This window comes from Rhodopirellula sp. MGV (assembly GCF_002251265.1).
In the GTDB taxonomy this organism is placed as follows: domain Bacteria; phylum Planctomycetota; class Planctomycetia; order Pirellulales; family Pirellulaceae; genus Stieleria; species Stieleria baltica_A.
In genome coordinates, this window is sequence record NZ_NPDI01000005.1 from 219561 (window position 1) to 237417 (window position 17857).

The window sequence follows — 17857 nt, forward strand, 5'->3', positions numbered from 1 at the left end:
TGGAGTGAGCGGCAACACGCCTTGGGCTTCGTTCTAGAAACAAAAATGGCGGACGAAACGGCTTCGTCCGCCATCGGATTTATGATCAGCCAGCGCCAAGTCAATGTTCAAACTCGGTGAGGTCGATCGGTTCATTCGGTTGATCTTTCGGTTCAAACCAGCGATAGATCGTTGGCAGAACGAGCAACGTCAAGATGGTTGACGTGACCAAGCCGCCGATCACGACCGTCGCTAAGGGACGTTGGACTTCGGCGCCCGAGTTGCTCGATAACGCCATCGGCACAAAACCGAGTGCACCACAGGATGCCGTCATCAGTACCGGGCGAATCCGGTCCATCGCCCCGCCGACCACCGCATCATGCTGGCTATCGCCACTGCTACGAAGGTGGCGGACGTGCTCGATCAGCACGACACCGTTCATTACCGCGATGCCAAAGAGTGCGATGAACCCAACTCCGGCAGAAATCGAAAATGGCATGTCTCGTAGCCAAAGCAAAACGATACCACCCGTCGCCGCGATCGGAACGTTCAAGTAGATCAAGAGCGCAAGCTTGACCGAGTTGAACGTCATGTAGAGCAGCGCGAAGATCAAAAACAAAGCCACCGGAACCGCGATCGCCAAGCGTTTGGATGCCTGTTGCAAGTTTTCGAATTGGCCGCCCCAGCGGAGGACATACCCCGCCGGCAGTTCGACTTTTTCGTTCACGATGGCCTGGGCGTCCGCGACAAAGCTGGCCAAGTCACGGCCACGTACGTTGCACTGAACGAGCATCCGTCGACGAATCGCGTCTCGGCTGATTTCGACGGGACCTTCTTCGACCCGAATCTCAGCAAGCTGCGAAATCGGGATCTTGCGGCCTTCGGTGTCTTCCACCCGCAGTTCCTGGAGTTGATTCGCGTCCTCTCGCCACCGGGGGCTGAGTCGTACCTGTAGCGGAAACCGTCGTTGACCTTCGAAAACTTGTCCAACGGTATGGCCACCAACCGATGCGACGACATCCAAGACATCACTGCTGTTAACGCCATAGCGTGCCAGTTTGTCACGATCGATGATGATCCGCATGTACGGCAACCCTGCGACCTGCTGGGCGGCCACATCTGCGGCACCCGGAACAGTGTTCAGCGCCGCGGCGATTTCGTCACCGACACGTTTCAGTTCGTCCAGGTCATCGCCGTAAAGACTTAATCCGATATCCGATCGCACACCCGCAACGAGTTCTTGGACCCGCAATTCAATCGGCTGCGTGAAGCCATACGAGTTGCCGGGGACTTCCGTTGTGAGCGCCGTTTGCATCTCGTCGATCAATTCGACCTTCGGACGATCTTTCGGCCACTCCGACCGAGGCCGCATGCGGATCAAGATGTCGGTCTGATAGACTCCCATCGGGTCATTGGCGATTTCTGGGCGACCGGTTTTGCAAACGACGGTTTCGACCTCCGGAAACTTCAGCAGCGTACGCTCCATCTTTTTCGTCATCTCGATGGACGTTTCCAACGAGACGCTTGGCAATCGGGTGGCTTGAATCGCGATGTCGCCTTCATCCAACTTTGGAACGAACTCGACACCAAATCCCGTTGCAAGCACCACACTGATTCCGAAAGCGACGATCGATCCCAAGAACATGATCCCGGGATTCCCCATCGCGAATCGGAGCATGGGCTTATAGGCCGATTTGATCCACCGTACCAAAAACGTTTCGTTTTCTTTGATCTGACGTGCAAGAAACAACGATGCCATCACAGGCATGACAGTCACGGACATGATCAGCGCCGATGACAGTGCGGTCATGAACACGAATGCCATCGGACGGAACATTTTGCCTTCCATCCCCTGCAAACTGAGGATCGGAATGAACACGATGATCACGATGATCCCGGCAAATAGAATTGGCTTGCCGACTTCCTTTGCCGATTCGCGATACACGCCAAGCGGTACCCGTTTGCCGTCGTGATCACGTTGATAGTGCGACGCACGACGAACGCAGTTCTCGATCATTACGACCGCGCCGTCGACGATCACGCCAAAGTCGACGGCACCTAAACTCATCAAGTTCGCCGAAACGCCGGCGTAGCGCATCGCAATCAATGCGCTCATTGCAGACAACGGGATCGCAGCGGCAACAATCAATCCGGCGCGAACGTCCCCTAGCAACAGAAACAGCATCAGGATGACCAGGAAAACGCCCAGCCCAATGTTTTCACCGACGGTAAAAATCGTTTTCTCGACCAGTTCTGTGCGGTCATAAAACGTGTCGATGGCGACGCCTTTGGGAAGCGTCTTTTGAATTTCGGCAATCCGCTGTTTCACGTCGGCGACGACTTGGCGAGAGTTCCCGCCCATGATCATCATCACCATACCGATCACCGCTTCTCGATCGCCGTCACGTGTCACGGCACCCTGGCGCAGCATCGGTGCGAATTGGACTTCGGCGACATCACTGATTCGTATCGGGACGCCGTTACGGCTGGCCAAGACGATCGAACTTAGGTCATCCAAGCTTCGGATCAGACCTTCGCCTCGGATCAGACGCTGTTCGGCGCCGTGGGTGATATATCCTCCCCCGGCGTTTCCGTTGTTTTCGTCCAAGGCCTGAAAAACGTCAGTCAACGAGATGTCGTAATTCTGTAACTTGGCCGGATCGACCTGGACCTCGTATGTTTTCAGTTCGCCGCCAAAGGTGTTGACCTCGATCACGCCCGGGACACTGCGAAGCTGAAACGCAATCTGCCAGTCCAGAATCGTTCGCAGCTCTTTCAGTGAGAAGTCGTGTCCAGGTTCGGGGCGAACTTCGAATTGATAAATTTCGCTCATCCCGGTTGCGATCGGACCCAGTTCGGGTGTTCCCATTCCTGGCGGGATCTCTTCCTTCGCTTTGATCAGCCGTTCGTTGACGAGGTTTCGTGCCCAGTAGATATCGGTGCCGTCTTCGAAGGCGACTGTCACGGCACTCAACCCGAAGCGGCTGATCGAACGAATCTCGCTAACCCTAGGGACGCCGCTTAAAGCATTCTCAACTGGGAACGTGATGAATTGTTCGACTTCGACCGGTCCCAGGGACGGCGAATTTGTCAAGACTTGGACTTGCACATTGGTCAGGTCCGGGACCGCGTCGAGCGGCAACGTCATCGCCGAAAATCCGCCCATGCCTAGTAGCACAATCGCTAGCAGCATGACGATAAAGCGGTTATTCAGCGACCATTGGATCAGGTGGTTTACCATTGAATCATTCCTCCGCCAACAAGCCTTCGAGCATCTTTGACTTGAGGATGAATCCTCCTGAGGTCACGATGGTTTCATCGGCGGCGAGCCCTTTTTCGATCACCGCCCACTGCCGACCACGATTACCAACCGTCACATCCCGACGTGCGAATTTACCGTCGCCTTCATGCACAAATACGAAGGTTTCGTTTTCGTATTGTTGAACCGCGGTTGCAGGGACTTGAACCGATTCCTGAGTTGCGGTCGCGGGCAACTCGATCGTGACGAACATGCCAGGCTTCAACAGGTGGTCTTTGTTTTCTGCGATCGCTCGCATGCCAATTGTTCGAGTCGCTTCGTCCATGATCTCGCCGGTATAAAAAACCTTGGCATGAAAGGTTTGACCAGGCCATGCTTCACTGGACAGCTCCAAGTCGCGACCGGCGAGTGCCGACAACAGCGGCACGTCTTTTTCGTAAACGTCCGCTTTGATCCAGACGGTCGATAGGTCCGCGATCGTTAGCAGTTGCTTGTCACGTCGGATCTGTTCGCCCAAGGTGACGTCTTTGGCAATCACGGTTCCGCCAAACGGGGCGCGGATGGAATAGTGTGAAATCGATTCGCCTTGCTGTATCGGGTCGATCGTTTGCACTTCGCTTTCGTTGCATCCCAGGATTTTCAAGCTGGTGATGGCAACCGCGACGCGTGTCTTGGCACTTTTGACGGCTTGCGAGGTCATCAGGACGGCTGATTGAAGCTCAAATGCGATCTGTTCGATTCGTGCTTGAAAGGTTGCCAAGTCAGCGTTGCGACGTGTTTGGGCGGCCAGGAGTTGCTTGCCCGAGACGGCGCCTGACTGGGCGATCCCTTCCAGCCGCACAACGTCGGCCTGAGCTTTCAAGTAATCCGCGTAGGCATTCAGCAAGCGTTCGCGGTACTCGCCCATGTTGCGATTTTGTAACTGCGATTGGATCTCTGAAATCTCTTTTTGATTTCGCAGTGCGTCGAGCAACTGATTGGTGTTTCCAGAGAGTTCCTGCTGGACTTTCGATTTTGCTTCTGCGATTTCAAGTTCCAGACGAGCCTGAAAGAGTTCCAGCTTGGCTTGTCCTACTTCACGACTATGCACGACAGCCAGCATCTGGTCTTTTTCGACGACGTCTCCCAGTGCGATCGCGACTTGGTCGACGACGCCTTCAACAATTGGGTAAACGTGTGACAAGCGATCTTCGTTTAATGACACCATCCCGGTCAGGCGAATCTGTTCGGAGTATCGTTGCTTGACCGGCTTGCTCAGTTGTATGCCAGCGATCTCCCACTGTTCCTTTGGAAAGTCGACGGTCTCCGACGTCTCTTCGGATCGGACAATGGTCGGAAGCGAAGCCGACAAGGCGATCGCTGTAGCGAAGATGAAATAACTCGGTTTGCGTTGGGAACGCCACCGAAAAAATGGGGGCAAAGTCATCGCGTTGCTCCGCGAAAAATTGGTTCGAATCGAACGTTCGATGAAATGGGTCAGGGCTCCGCCGCAGGCTGACAGCGAAACAAAACGCACAACGCGATCGACTCGGTTGAACCAACCGATGATCGGATTACATGTGCCAACAGAAGACATGTCGCGCGAGGCGAACATGGTCAGAAGACGTTTCAATCAATCGCAATGGTCGAACGTAAACGGTCGATTATGCGAGCTGAAACGGAAGGGATTCGCTAACAAATCCAAACGCACAAGCGAGGGCGTTCGGTCGGCGGTGCAACATTACAATCGTGCAAACAGACCGCCCGTTCTGTCAGTCGGACTGTGGGCGTTTCACAGACCGTGTCGACAACCTCGCACGGAATGTCCAAGGCAACCGTGGCAAGATCGATGTCTCGTTCCAGCACTGGTGGACACGGCTGTGACGAATTCGGGAAGACTCCTTGGCTGCGGAAATCGTCCCAGGTGAATACCCAGTGATAGTGGGGGCAATCCGGAGCGATCAACGACCCGCAGGTGTCCGCGTGAAATTGAGCCAAATGATCGAGGTAGGCCTCGGTCGATAAGGATGCCGCATCATGAGAATGGGCAACCAGCCGCGGTCCAGGCAACGCGCAGACGATCAGCAGGAAAAGCACAGAAAGCTTTCTTAGTTCTGCCAAGAGTATCATGCGTTGTGAATGGGGAGGACAAAGGCGGGACCGCCGAATTTTAGTTGTGCCTTTTGCGACCGTCAAACTCGAACTGGTCTCGAATTCGACGGTCGCAGAACAATACCCGCCGGGGGAGCCTGCGCTTACACGGAAATCGTGAGGCAAATCGCCCCATCGATCGAACTCCGTGTCGTTGCCGTTACTGTTGGCTGAACGTCAGTCCGCGTAGCGAATCGTCGCCACTGCCGTCGAAGACTGAATTGAGTGCACCGGTCAACAGGTACCCGTCAATCTTGGCTTTGGCGATCGCCAGGTCACCGCGGGATGCGATGTAAGCCAAGTTGGTGTCAAAATAGGTCCGCCGCGTGACCAGCAGTTGGATGAAATCCTGCTCTCCGGCTTGGTACGCTTCCTCGGCTAAGTCGAGCGATAGCTGGGCCGCAGGTAGCAGTTCACCAGAATACATCTGCACCGCTTCCGAGGCTCGATCGTATTCGCCCGAAGCCTCGGCCAAGCGAGCGCGAATCGCATTTTCAATTCGCTCGGCTTCCTGAACCGCTCGGCAGTATTCCGCACGGGCTGCGGCAATGTTGCCTTGGTTCTTATTGAACAGCGGAATTGGCGCGCCGGCTTGGATGTTGATCATGCCGTTTCCGCCGGTGCCATTGTCAACACCGGCGCCCAGCTGGACCATTAGGTTTGGAATCGGCTGAGCCTCGTGACGGTTAACGGCAGCGGACGCTTGCTGGATCCGAGCATGTGCCGCCGCGTATTCGGGGCTGGACGCGACGATCGTCGTCGCCAGTGTGTTCCAGTCAAACGCTTCTGGTGCGGTTGGCAGAGTTTCGCCGCCAACACCACCGATGAATCGGTTTGGTGTCCCACAAATCGCCGCCAACTCACGCAGCCTCGCCCGCAGAGTTGCAGCCTTTTGACGCCGATCCAGTTCCAATTGCTTTAGCTGGACCTTGGTTTGTAACGCATCGATTCGCGTTCCCTCGCCAACTTCAAAGCGTTTATCCGCCAACTCGACACCGCGTTGCAGTTGTTTCGAAAAGGCGTCGATCAAAGTCATTTGTTGCTGAGTTAGCAAACAATCGTAATAGACTGTTTTGATGTCCGTCGAGACACGCATCTTTTGCGCTTCGAGCTCTTGAAGCTGCGCTCGCAGTGCTTCATTCAACACGGCGCGATTGAGACGCAGCTTTCCGCCAGTGATGATCTCTTGTTCGACAAACACCAAGTGTTGGTCAGTTCCTTGGTCCGCGAGCTGTTGTCCTTGGTATCCGACAACGGGATTGGCGTACAGCGTGACTTGCGTACGATAGCCTGCCGCTTTTTGTGTTGTCGCGGCAAGCTCGTTGATCGCGGGGTTATTGCCGAACGCCGTCGCGATCAACTCGTCCAAGGTCGCAATGCCGTCGGGGACGGCGCTCGCGGTACTCTCGCTGATTGGGTCTACGGCGACTGGCAGCGATGTTTCATCATGCTGTACCAGCAGATCGCCTAACAAAGTGTCTTCGTCAGCGAATCCGGCCAACTGGATCGGCTGCGAAACAGGCGAAGACGATGCTTGTCCAAACGCCGACTGAACCGTCGAGGGCGCTGAGTCGGTCGTATCAGTGCTGGGCGAAGTTTGTGTTTCAGCGGCAGAGCCAACCGCAACGGGCGTTTCGAATGCAGAAGGCATCGCTTGTCGGGTGACCCCACAACCGCTGCAAAGACAAGCGATTCCGCCAGCGACGACAATAGTGAATTTGGTTTTCATTGGAATCCATCCGTGGATTAATCAATCGAATCAATAACGACAACGACATCGCACCCGAGGAGACTCGTCGATAGGAAAACGAGTTGCATCGGGAGAATCGTCATCGATCAAATCCGCAGAACCAACGGTCTTAATTCGCTGGTGGAACCTCGCGGCAGTGGCACACGCTCTCGCCGTATTTGGAACGCCGATCGACTGGCGTGATCTCCTGGTGCTGGCGTGATCAGTGCTGTCGGCAAACGCTCGAACACGAAAGCCGTCGGCAAAACCGCCAAGTTCGGCGCGGCACTGCATCGCGGGCACCCGCCATGGCAGCCTTCACCGGCTTCATGGGAGTGCTCGTCGCAATGTCGGCCTTCACCATGGTGCTCACATGATTGGTTGTGGTCGCACCAATGATGGCCCTGGCAATTCTCCGCCCCGAAAGCCTCGGCACCGCAAGGTACGGCACGTACTGGGAAGCAACCGATCACCATCACGATGACCAAGTGGTACAGCAGACCTGTGATTCGGTTGGAACGGGAAAGCATGATTCGATAGCAATGACGAACGAACGCGTCGATTTGAAAGACCGCTTCGTAGTGGTTGATCGGATGTTGTTGCCTCCAGTGTGAAACCGATCACGCCAAGACGGCTGGATTACCGAAAACACCACGGCGACGTAGGTTGCTTAAGTTGCCCAGTTGGCTGGGTGTGCCAAGGTCGACGTTGCTTCGCCAGTCACATGTTTTGCAAGCAAACCTGTTTACTCTGATTTCCAGATCATCAGCTCGGGTTGTTCGAGTTCCTTAGGGTCGTAGTTTCCGATCACACGGAAGAAACTGCCCGTTGCAAAGTCTGGTTTGCCATCCTGATTGAAGTCCGCCTGGATCACGGAGAGATGGTCATGAAAGCGACTGGGCAACCGAGACGGTTCAAAGGTGCCGTCGCTGTTTTGCCGGAACAAAACGATCGGCGAGGATCCTTGTTCGACCCATTTGGACGAAACATCTCGCGCAAGCAGTGCCACGGCGATCACATCCATATCGCCATCGAGATCAAAATCGCCGGCGGTGGCGTTCAGCACGCCCGGCATCAATCCAATCTGATGTCGTTCCATTGGAAGCTCGCCATCATTCTCCAGCCACTGGACTGAGTGATAGGGTTTGGCACCGCGATCAAAGGAATCGCCGTTGGTGTAAAGAATGTCCAAGTCGCCATCGCCATCCATGTCCACTAACTCGATGCCGCTGGAGCCGTAGGCCGGATCGGGTGCGGCCCAAATCAGTTCACTCTCGAAATTGCCTTGCCCATCGTTGCGAAACAGTTCGATGCGTTCGTGTTCTTGGCTGATCAGGGCAACGAAATCGAGATCTCCGTCACCTTCAAAGTCGACAATCGGGACATGTACGGTCCCGTGTCGCGGATCCAACAATTTTCGGCGGAAGGTTGGCTTGCCATCGGGACCGTTGCCTTCGTTCACCAACAGAAACGTTTCGCCGCTATTTCGCCAGCCGAACGTTGCGCACAAAACATCAGTGTCGCCATCGCCGTCAAAGTCGGCGGCGCGAATGTCCGAGGGGCGGCTCAGGTTGTCTGCCAACACAACGGTTTCGAATGACTCGTCGCCTTTGGCCCGCAGCCAAACCATGCGTCCCAGGTCGCTGTCCGCCGCGTTGAATTCGCCAATGTCGGCGACTAACACATCCAAGTTCCCGTCTTGATCCAGGTCACCTACGTCCAAGTGGACCGGCTGCAACAGAGTTGCCAGTCGCTTGGGTTCGGTTTGAGATTCGTTTGGCCAGATCGCGTTCACTGATCCGTTGCCGATATCGCAATACAAGATTGCGTTCCCGGGCGTCGACTCGAGTCCCAGGTCATACCAGCCCAAGTGTGTCACTCCCGGGGGACGCCGACGCTCTTGTCTGACAAACGATTGTTGGTGCGGAAGTTCAGCGGGCGGATAATTCAAAGTCGACGGCACAGGCAGCGCCAATTCGGCGGGAGCTTGCAGTTTAAAAAAACGCTCGACGTTCAACTGCTCGGGTACGTTCAGATCTGTTCTTCCAGATTGCCGGTACAAATCAAATCCCTGGATGATTTCCATCTCCCACTCATCGACCGGTGAACTTGTCGGACGCGGCATCGCGTGGCAATCTCCGCAGAACGCTTTGACTTGAGGGCCGACGGATTGGATCAATTCGATCTCATCACTTTTTAAACGGTTGGCTGAGCCTTCCGGTGTCTGACGTGCGGAATTCAAACAACCATTCAGACCGACCAAAACGATCCAACAAAACAGGTCCGAGATTCGACGCCAGCGAGCGCGGCTTGGGTAGAATGGTGAGTTGGATTGAAAAGTAGATGATGTCACTGAAATTGATTTGATTGACGGTTTAAGTCGCGTGAATGTTTCCAAAGCCACTTCTATTCTATGTCAACGGACCGGCATCGTCGTCGTTCTGACAGTTGCAAACTTGCTGTTCGTGATTTCGATCGGATGCGATTCGACGAGTTCGAAAGGTGATGGTGATTCGCCAAGTCAATTGTCCGACCGGCCTCAATTTGCGAACGCCGAAGGCAGTTTGAAAATCGCGACGCGCAAAGGAAACTGGACCGAAGCGTATCAAGCGGCAGAGTACTTGGCGACGAATTCACCGAATGGAATCGATGGATTGGATCCGAATGTCTTGGTGCTAATGTCTCAGGCGGCGTTTCAGAAAGATCACAAAGAGCAATCGGCAAATTGGCTCGTTACCGCATGCGGCAATGAGCGTTATGCCAACGCGGGGCGAGTTCGCCAGGCAATGATCGCACTAATCGGGATTGGGAAATTCCACGAAGGCATTTCGTTCTTGGAACAAGCGATCGCACAGAATCCGGATCAAAACCAAAATCGGCGTTGGCTGTTTGATTTTTACATCGGTTCAGAAAATCGAGTCCCAGCCCTCCGGCATGGTCAAGCACTCGTTCGGGCTCGGCAAATCGATGTCGAGCTCCTGCAATCGATGAGCAACACCGAGCGACGTTTTCTCGATTCGGCTCCGCTGTCGCAAATGGTCGACCGGAACCCCGACGACAAACGACCGCTGCTCGGCGAGGCCAAGAAGAGTTTTGATCAAAGCAAATTTGATCAAGCGATCGCAACGCTGCAACAGATCACCGAATCTCATCCAAAATACTTTCCCGCACAAGCGCTGCTTGGCCAATCGCTGAGTGCGGCCAAACGATTCGACTCGATTCGTCATTGGGCGTCACAGCAGTCGCCGGGAATCGAGGATTATCCTGGTTATTGGCTTTCCCTCGGCGATTGGGCAGACCACCAAGGCCAGCCCAAGGCTGCTTTGCGTGCGTATATCGAAGCAGCCAATTGCAAAGACCCAGACGTCGTTCAAATCTGGACTCGAATGGCGACGTTGATGGTGAAGCTCGATTCCGATGAATCGAAAAATCCAAGCGACGAAGATCTAATCACCGCAGACTTTATCGATGCCGTGAATCGTCGTGCCTTGGGCCTGGGGCGTTTGCAACAACTGAAAAATCGATTCACCAAAACCGGCGGGATCTCGCAGGCGATCGTGATTGATTTGGCAAAGTCACTGGAGCATCTTGGTCGACTTTGGGAAGCCGAAGCATGGGCATCGATCGCCACAACGCTTCCCGAGGACGAGTCAGTCGATGTGCTGGGCTATCGGAAATCACTTGTCGCGAAACTGCAACAGGACACGCCTTGGCAACTCGACGATGAGCAACCGGACTTTGAACCGCTTCGCACTGCGTTGCCTTTACCAGAAATCGAAAGTGTTGTCTCGGCGCCTTCGTATTCCGAGCCCGGTCTCGTAGGAAATCTGCGTCTTGGTCAGGCAGCCCGGACTGTTGTTTCCGATCGTTTTCAACTAGAGGACGAAGCGCAGTCACGCGGATTGACGTTTTGGGGACGTACAAGCGAGACGCTCGATCAACCCGGAATCATGCTGTACCAAACGCTCGGTTGCGGTGGCGGGACGATTGACTTTGATCTCGATGGCAATAGCGATTTGTATTTGGTTGCAGCCGGCGGTACCCCACCAAACCGTGATAGCGAGGCGAATGAATTGTTTCGCAATCTTGGCGGCGAATTCGTTGCCTGCGGGAATCAATGTCTAGCCGACGACCGTGGATTTGGCCAAGGCGTCGCAATCGGTGATGTCAACGAAGACGGGTTTCCAGATGTTCTGGTGCTCAACTACGGGCCCAACCGATTGTTTGTCAATCAAGGAGATGGCACCTTTTATGAATCCGACAAACTTCTTCCGCCTGAACCAGATGACGAATGGTCCAGCAGTGCCGCAATTGCTGATCTGGACGGCGACGGATTAAATGACATCGTGATCGTGAATTACTGCGACACGTTGGGGCCTGTCACCGTGGGCTGTCCTGTCACGGGGATGGACTTCATGAGGTCCTGCTCACCAATGAAATTTGCCGCCCGTGATGACCGATTTTTGCATGCCAACGGCGATGGAACGTTTGTAGATGTCTCCTCAAAGTGGAACGCTACACTCGAATCGCCAGGGCGAGGACTCGGTATCGTCGCAGGTGACTTGGATGGCCAGCCCGGCGTCGAAGTCTTCATCGCAAACGACATGACCGCGAATCACTACTGGGGAATCGCCAGTCGTAGCGACGTTGCCGACCAACCAATCTTCAGCGAGACGGCAATGCTGCGTGGCTTGGCCGGCGATGATCGGGGAATTCCCATGGGATCGATGGGAATCGCCACCGCAGACATCGATCGCGATGGAGATTTGGACTTGTACGTGACAAACTTTTCCAAGGAAATCAATACACTGCACATGCAGGCCGCCAGCGGCATTTGGCAAGATTCAACCAGCCAAGCTGGACTCTCCGATACGACGTTGCCGTTAGTCGCATTCGGTACCGAAGCGATCGACTTAGACAACGACGGGATATTGGAGCTTGTCGTCACCAATGGGCACGTTGACCTGTTTTCTCGCGGTGACGAAAAAGCTCTCTATCAACAGCCGACACAGATCTTTCAACAAGATCGACTCGGCCACTTCGTTCTCGCCAATGTCCCTTCAATCGGACGCTACTTCGCCAATCCACATGTCGGACGCAGCTTGTGGACCTTGGATGCGAACCGTGATGGCTTGATTGACTTCGCTGTCACCCATCAGACCGAACCAACAGCGCTGATCATCAACCAAAGTCCGTCGCAGGGAGACTGGATCCGACTGTCGCTCAAGGGCACGCGTTCGTCGCGTGACGCCGTTGGAAGCACTGTGCGAATCACAACACCCGACCAAACGCTGTACTCCTATCGAATCTCAGGCGATGGCTACCAATGCAGTAACGATCCGGTATTGCACGTCGGATTGGGCTCTGTCGCCAATCAATCGGTTGATGTGCAGGTTTCTTGGCCTGATGGTCAGGAAGAGAACTTCGTACGAGTACCAATCAATCAAGAATCGATCTTAGTACAAGGACGATAGGGTTTCTCACTTGCGAAAATAATGTGTTATTGGGAATCGTGAAGTTTAGAGATTGGTTCGCACCCACAGGTGCCACGTTCGCAAACGCTCATAATTTGTCAATTAAGGAAACGAAGTCTCAACTATCTGATTCTTGGATCTGCACAAACGTGCATTTGATATCACTTTGACAGTGCTCCAATGTGTCACATTTACGATCCACTTCGCTTGCCAATGCAAGCTTAACAACGATGAACACTCCCTCGTGCGGACGCAGCGTGGTCCGGCGCACCGAAAAGGAATTGAGTTTATTTTCGCCTTCCTGTGATTTTTTGCACGCAGAAATTCATTCGCGAATGCTCCGGTTGATATCCTCTAGTTAGCTACACCGTTGTAGTTACACGTCAAAAGAGATTCATTTCAGAGAGGTGCGATATGAATCGAAGGACTTCTCGACAGGCATTCACGCTGGTGGAATTGCTTGTTGTGATTGCAATTATTGGGATTCTTGTTGGTTTGCTTTTGCCAGCAGTTCAGGCCGCGCGTGAAGCGGCTCGACGGATGAGTTGCTCCAATAATTTCAAGCAACTCGGGCTCGCTATCCACAACTATCATTCGGCATACAAACAGATGCCGATGCATGGTGCGGGGACTGACAGCCCGGCTGGCGGCAACGCCAATCAAGGTGTCGCCGACGCAACCACCAATTGGTGGTCCAGTTATGGTGACGCAAACGCATGGCGACTAAGCATGCTTGTCGGCATCACCCCGTTTATGGAACAGCAAGGTCTTTGGGATCACATTAGTAATCCCAGTGTGGTCAATGCCACTGACCCCTCAACGCCTTACGCGATTCCTTGGCCAGCGATGGGGCCAACTCCGCAGCTGAACCACTACGTGCCATGGGTGACGGAGTTACCGGTTCTTCGCTGCCCGAGCGACCCTGGTGTTGGATTGCCGGCGCTGGGACGGACGAACTATGCAGCTTGCATGGGCGACTCGATTCACTGGTCAGTGATTGGGCACAAGGATTTTGATCGTGGCCAGGCACGATCGGATTTCTTCGTTCCTAAGCCGACGGACAACCTGGCGATTCACTCCAACGCGTCAGACCGTGGAATGTTCGTGCCGCACAAAGCGACCAAGTTTCGCGATGTGCTCGACGGATTGTCCAACACGGTCATGATGGGTGAAATCATCACGTACCTCGGTGACCGTGATATTCGCGGCATCCAGACGCTGAACGCCAACCTGGCCGGTGACGACAACTCGGTCATTCTGCAAAACCCGAAGTGGTGTTTCGACAACAACCAAATCGACCCGGCTCGTCCGAGATTCTGGTTGGCAACGGTCGCTGTCGAAGGGAATACCGCAGGTCGTGGTTTCCGCTGGGCTGACTTCCGGATCAACTATTCGGGCATGTGTACGATCTTGCCGCCCAACGCAGAGTTGGTTGGGATCAACAATGCCGGAAACACTTTGATCGGTCCGCCATCAAGTAATCACCAGGGCGGTGTGCATATTCTGATGGGTGATGGTGCGGTCGTCTTTATCAGCGACTCGATCGAAGCTGGTAATCCGCGGAACCCACAGGTCTACACCAAGGGTACACCGGAAAATCTCAATGTCCCGGGCTCACCGAGTCCCTATGGTATTTGGGGCGCACTCGGTACCCGCGCCAGTCGTGAAGTGATCGACGAACCAATCGGCCAGTAATCGGTCGGATGCCAGTAATTGGGCGGATAAACGTCCAGGCAAACAAAAAACCTCTGTTGCATCATCATGGTGCAACAGAGGTTTTCTTTTGAGTTTGTCTCTCGCTATTTGTCAGCGTTGGCGCTGCCAGCGGCTTCTTCTTGAGCGAGCATTTCTTCGTAGGACTGCACATCGGCATCCGATGCATCCTCCACAACGTTACCACCACCGCCACAACCAGCGGCCATCAATGCGCAGACGCATGATAGCGCCAATCCGAATTTCCGAACCATGGATCTATCCCTACTCTCAATTTGGCATAAACCTTAAAACACAATGCTTTAAAGTATAGCGTTTGCGTCTGCCTTGTTGTTGTCAAGCATTCGATAATCCGAACTTCCCACGACCTAGTGACGCGGGACCGCAAACTTGAACATCGCATGACTGCCTACAAGAGCAAGTGCGGCAGCAACAATTTGATTCGCCGACAGGAAAACAACTGCCACAACAGAATTAGTCGTTGCTTTTCCGTGCAGATATGAGGCATTGCGGTGACTGCGTCTCATTCGCGATCCTTCCAGGCTTGTCTTTGTCCTTGAATGATCAACCAGCGATGGTCGATTGGCAATTCGTCGAATGTCTGCTCGCTGCCATCAGGCCAGACGAGATGCAATCGATCGACTTGAGACGCCGTTCCTAGTCCGAAGTGGGCGATTGCTTCGTTCTTTGACATGTAACCGTCGCCGGTCTGCACCGTTTGTATCACACGTTGTTCGCCAAACTGAATGATCAGTTGTGCTCCGATCGCATCGCGTTCACAAGCCGTCCCAACGAGTTCAAACTGGATCCAGTGGTACGGCGTTGCCGTCTCATTGACCAACAGCGAGACATCACTGTTCAATTCGGTCGTGACAAAATCAATCCGCCCGTCTTTGTTGTAGTCACACGTTGCGACTGCTCGGGTGAGGTGATTGGATTGCCAATAGCCGTCGTCGCCTAGCGCTTCGACCGGCGTAAACTTTCGTCTGTCGCCGCGAAACAGTTCCGTTGGCATTGCGAAGGGACGTCCTTCGTCTTGGTGGTCTTCGATGTGGCCTTGGCCAACAACCAGATCAACCGCACCGTTGTTATCAAAGTCAATCGCTTGGGCGCCGAACCCGACCATCGGATAGCTTTGCTGCTCAAGTCCGAACGCAACGACGCGGTCACTGAAGTGCCCCGAGACATCCTGCATGTATTGGTTCGACCATTCATTTTCGAAGTTGGTCACATGCAAATCGAGCTGTCCGTTTTGGTCGAAATCGGCGGCCGCGATTCCCATCGATCCCATCGGCTGACCACTGGTGCCAAACGCAATGCCTCGTCCCGCAGCAGAATCCGCGAAGCCCTGCGCACTCGTGTTCCAATGCCATAGTTGGTTGGGCATCCGATCGTTTGCGACATACAAACCGTTTTGCCGCTCGGTTCCCAGTCGAGTAACCAGGACACCCAGTCCTGGCGCGGCAGTGTTGTCAGGTCCCAGCGGCACCGCATTCGCGTTACCGTCGCCCTTGGAAAGAAAAACACGATCGGATGCGGCATGAAAGTGCAGCGGTGCTGGAAAGTAAGTCGGCTTACCGTTGAGATCGAATTCCAAATCACGAAAAATTTCAGGGTCGTTGAGGTAATTGACTTCAACAAGGTCTGGCAAAAGGTCCCCGTTCAAATCTCCCATTGCAACGCCGGTTGAGAACATTGGGGTTGTCCAATCATCGCCTGGAACGTGTGTGACAAACCGGCCGTCACCTTGATTGATCAGTAATGTATTCTGTCCCAAGTTGGCGACCACCAAATCAGGCCAACCGTCTTGGTTCCAATCGCCAGCTGTCACACCGAATGCATATCCGACATCGTCGCATCCGGCATTCATGGCGACGGAAACAAATCGATTGTCAATCTGCCGATACAACACGTTGGCTTGTTTCGCCACGCCACTTGGCGGATCGCTTGCCGCCTGGGCCAAATAGAAATCCAGCTGCCCATCGCGATCGAAATCAACGCACGCGATCCCGGAGCCAAGTTGTTGATAGATCAACCAGTACTTGTCACGAGGCGTTGCGGCATTGCGATGGCGAAAATGCAAAGCGTTCGAGCGAGCGGTATTTCTAAACTTGGGAACAAGTGCGGGGGCTGACTGGATGCTGGTTGCGATCTCGCTGGTACCGTTGTTGGGGCTCACGGAACGTTTCGAGTCTTGGATGGATGCGAGCCATTGCTGATGCGGAAATGCTGACTCGTCTAACCCACAGCGGATAGCGACAAGCATCTGGGCGCGAACGTCGTCTGTATTGAATAACTCGACAGCTTGACCGATCGCGGCGTGCGAGGATTGGTAGCGTCCCGACGAAATCAAGTTGAGACGATACCAACCCACTGCCTCCGGCGACCGACCTAGGTTGGTCAGTGTCTTGGAAAGCTGATCCACGGCAGCAGAATCGAATTCGGACCGAGTCAGCAGCTGCCGCGCCAATTGTTTGGCAAAGTTTGTCTCGACCGCATGCTTTGCGACCTTGTCGGCCAAGGCAGCTTCGCCAGCGGCAGCGAGTGCATGACGCAAACGATCATACGCGGCTGCATCGCCAGGCTCGCGCTGAACAGCTTGTAAATAAAGCCCGACTGCGGCGCGATACTCACGATCCTCCATCGCCAATTCGCCAATCGCGATCCAATCATCCGCATAGTCTGACGAAGATGCCGGCATTTGCAGAACCGATGCTCGCAGCGAATCGAGCAGCTTTGCATCGGCAAGCACCCGCAGGTAAAACGCAACGGCTTCGGGATCTTTCGCACGCACCAACTCGCTTTGTCGTAGCAATTCGATCGCTTCCCGCGAATCACCCTCGCTGTGCAGTGCGCGTGCGACGTTCAGTTCGCCGTATTTCGTGAGGGTTTCAGCATCGCTTGAATCGGGCTTCTCGTCAAAGCCGACAAATGCCCGAATGGGAAAAAGCAAGGCACGGAGTTCATCGACGTTTGCCTCCCCACGCGAGCAAAGCTCGCGGGCATGGTGGTTGGCACGCGCACGAAAGCCGCGCTGGTTTAACGTGACGACCAGATCATGGCGGCATTCAAAATCGTCAGGCTCGTCGATTAAAATCGCTTCATAGCGTTTGATGGCTTCCTCGGTCCGACCGGCCGTTTGCATCACCTCCGCCGCACGTTTGGCCCATTTCGTGTGATCGTCTGCCGATACGGCCGCTTGATCGAGCAGTTCGACCGCACGATCGATGTCACCGTCGAGCCGGGCGAGTTGTGACGCAAACGCGAGCGCGGACGCGTCTCCCGGTAATCGCAATAGATGATCGCTGACCAAGCCCTGGGCCGCGGCTTGATCGCCCGATGTGATCGCTGACCGAATCGCGTCCAGACTTTTCTCACGATCAAATGTCGATTGAGACTCGGCACGATGCGTCGACGACTCGGCGTTTGGTTTTGGCGATGAAGTTCCACAACCGATTAACAAAGCCGGCAGCGCAGCGGCGACCAAGCTTTTTCGTAGCACCTCCATCGAGCGACCACAGAATGAATGGCGTAGCGATCAAGAACAGACCACCAGTTTAGCGGATCGCGAGC

The 17857-nt window shown here is 54.4% G+C and carries 9 protein-coding genes; 2 read left to right on the top strand and 7 right to left on the bottom strand.

Annotation, left to right across the window (positions count from 1 at the left end; genetic code table 11):
- Nucleotides 1-100 precede the first annotated feature (100 nt).
- The 5 genes from CGZ80_RS03305 to CGZ80_RS03330 all read right to left on the bottom strand — a co-directional run bounded on the left by CGZ80_RS03305 (nt 101) and on the right by CGZ80_RS03330 (nt 9339).
- Nucleotides 101-3220 carry an efflux RND transporter permease subunit gene (locus tag CGZ80_RS03305; protein ID WP_094411324.1) on the bottom strand — a complete coding sequence of 1040 codons (3120 nt, stop codon included), beginning with the start codon at nt 3218-3220 and terminating at the stop codon, nt 101-103.
- A 4-nt stretch (nt 3221-3224) separates the two neighbouring features.
- Nucleotides 3225-4664 carry an efflux RND transporter periplasmic adaptor subunit gene (locus tag CGZ80_RS03310; protein ID WP_158222530.1) on the bottom strand — a complete coding sequence of 480 codons (1440 nt, stop codon included), beginning with the start codon at nt 4662-4664 and terminating at the stop codon, nt 3225-3227.
- An 864-nt stretch (nt 4665-5528) separates the two neighbouring features.
- Nucleotides 5529-7097, bottom strand: a complete 1569-nt coding sequence (locus tag CGZ80_RS03320; protein ID WP_094411327.1) for a TolC family protein — start codon at nt 7095-7097, stop codon at nt 5529-5531.
- Nucleotides 7098-7204: 107 nt separating this feature from the next.
- On the bottom strand, nt 7205-7627 hold the full coding sequence (locus CGZ80_RS27490) for a hypothetical protein (RefSeq protein WP_143543718.1): 423 nt from the start codon (nt 7625-7627) through the stop codon (nt 7205-7207).
- 215 nt (nt 7628-7842) lie between these two features.
- Nucleotides 7843-9339, bottom strand: a complete 1497-nt coding sequence (locus CGZ80_RS03330) for an FG-GAP repeat domain-containing protein (RefSeq protein WP_143543719.1) — start codon at nt 9337-9339, stop codon at nt 7843-7845.
- A 142-nt stretch (nt 9340-9481) separates the two neighbouring features.
- Here CGZ80_RS03330 and CGZ80_RS03335 point away from each other — a divergent pair, with 142 nt between their 5' ends.
- The gene (locus CGZ80_RS03335; RefSeq protein ID WP_094411330.1) at nt 9482-12571 is read left to right on the top strand and encodes an FG-GAP-like repeat-containing protein; all 3090 of its coding nucleotides are present in this window, start codon (nt 9482-9484) and stop codon (nt 12569-12571) included.
- Between the two features lie 414 nt (nt 12572-12985).
- Nucleotides 12986-14266, top strand: a complete 1281-nt coding sequence (locus tag CGZ80_RS03340; protein ID WP_094411331.1) for a DUF1559 domain-containing protein — start codon at nt 12986-12988, stop codon at nt 14264-14266.
- Between the two features lie 104 nt (nt 14267-14370).
- On the opposite strand, the gene CGZ80_RS27830 is transcribed toward CGZ80_RS03340, so the two are convergent.
- Together CGZ80_RS27830 and CGZ80_RS03345 are read right to left on the bottom strand one after the other, a co-directional pair.
- Nucleotides 14371-14538, bottom strand: a complete 168-nt coding sequence (locus CGZ80_RS27830; protein ID WP_158222531.1) for a hypothetical protein — start codon at nt 14536-14538, stop codon at nt 14371-14373.
- A 269-nt stretch (nt 14539-14807) separates the two neighbouring features.
- On the bottom strand, nt 14808-17792 hold the full coding sequence (locus CGZ80_RS03345) for an FG-GAP-like repeat-containing protein (RefSeq protein ID WP_094411332.1): 2985 nt from the start codon (nt 17790-17792) through the stop codon (nt 14808-14810).
- Nucleotides 17793-17857 lie beyond the last annotated feature (65 nt).

Excerpts from the sequence above, each read along its gene's own strand:
- CGZ80_RS27490 (WP_143543718.1), bottom strand. The coding sequence starts at position 7,627 with ATGCTTTCCCGTTCCAACCGAATCACAGGTCTGCTGTACCACTTGGTC.
- CGZ80_RS27830 (WP_158222531.1), bottom strand. The coding sequence starts at position 14,538 with ATGGTTCGGAAATTCGGATTGGCGCTATCATGCGTCTGCGCATTGATG.
- CGZ80_RS03320 (WP_094411327.1), bottom strand. The coding sequence starts at position 7,097 with ATGAAAACCAAATTCACTATTGTCGTCGCTGGCGGAATCGCTTGTCTT.
- CGZ80_RS03345 (WP_094411332.1), bottom strand. The coding sequence starts at position 17,792 with ATGGAGGTGCTACGAAAAAGCTTGGTCGCCGCTGCGCTGCCGGCTTTG.
- CGZ80_RS03310 (WP_158222530.1), bottom strand. The coding sequence starts at position 4,664 with ATGACTTTGCCCCCATTTTTTCGGTGGCGTTCCCAACGCAAACCGAGT.
- CGZ80_RS03305 (WP_094411324.1), bottom strand. The coding sequence starts at position 3,220 with ATGGTAAACCACCTGATCCAATGGTCGCTGAATAACCGCTTTATCGTC.
- CGZ80_RS03340 (WP_094411331.1), top strand. The coding sequence starts at position 12,986 with ATGAATCGAAGGACTTCTCGACAGGCATTCACGCTGGTGGAATTGCTT.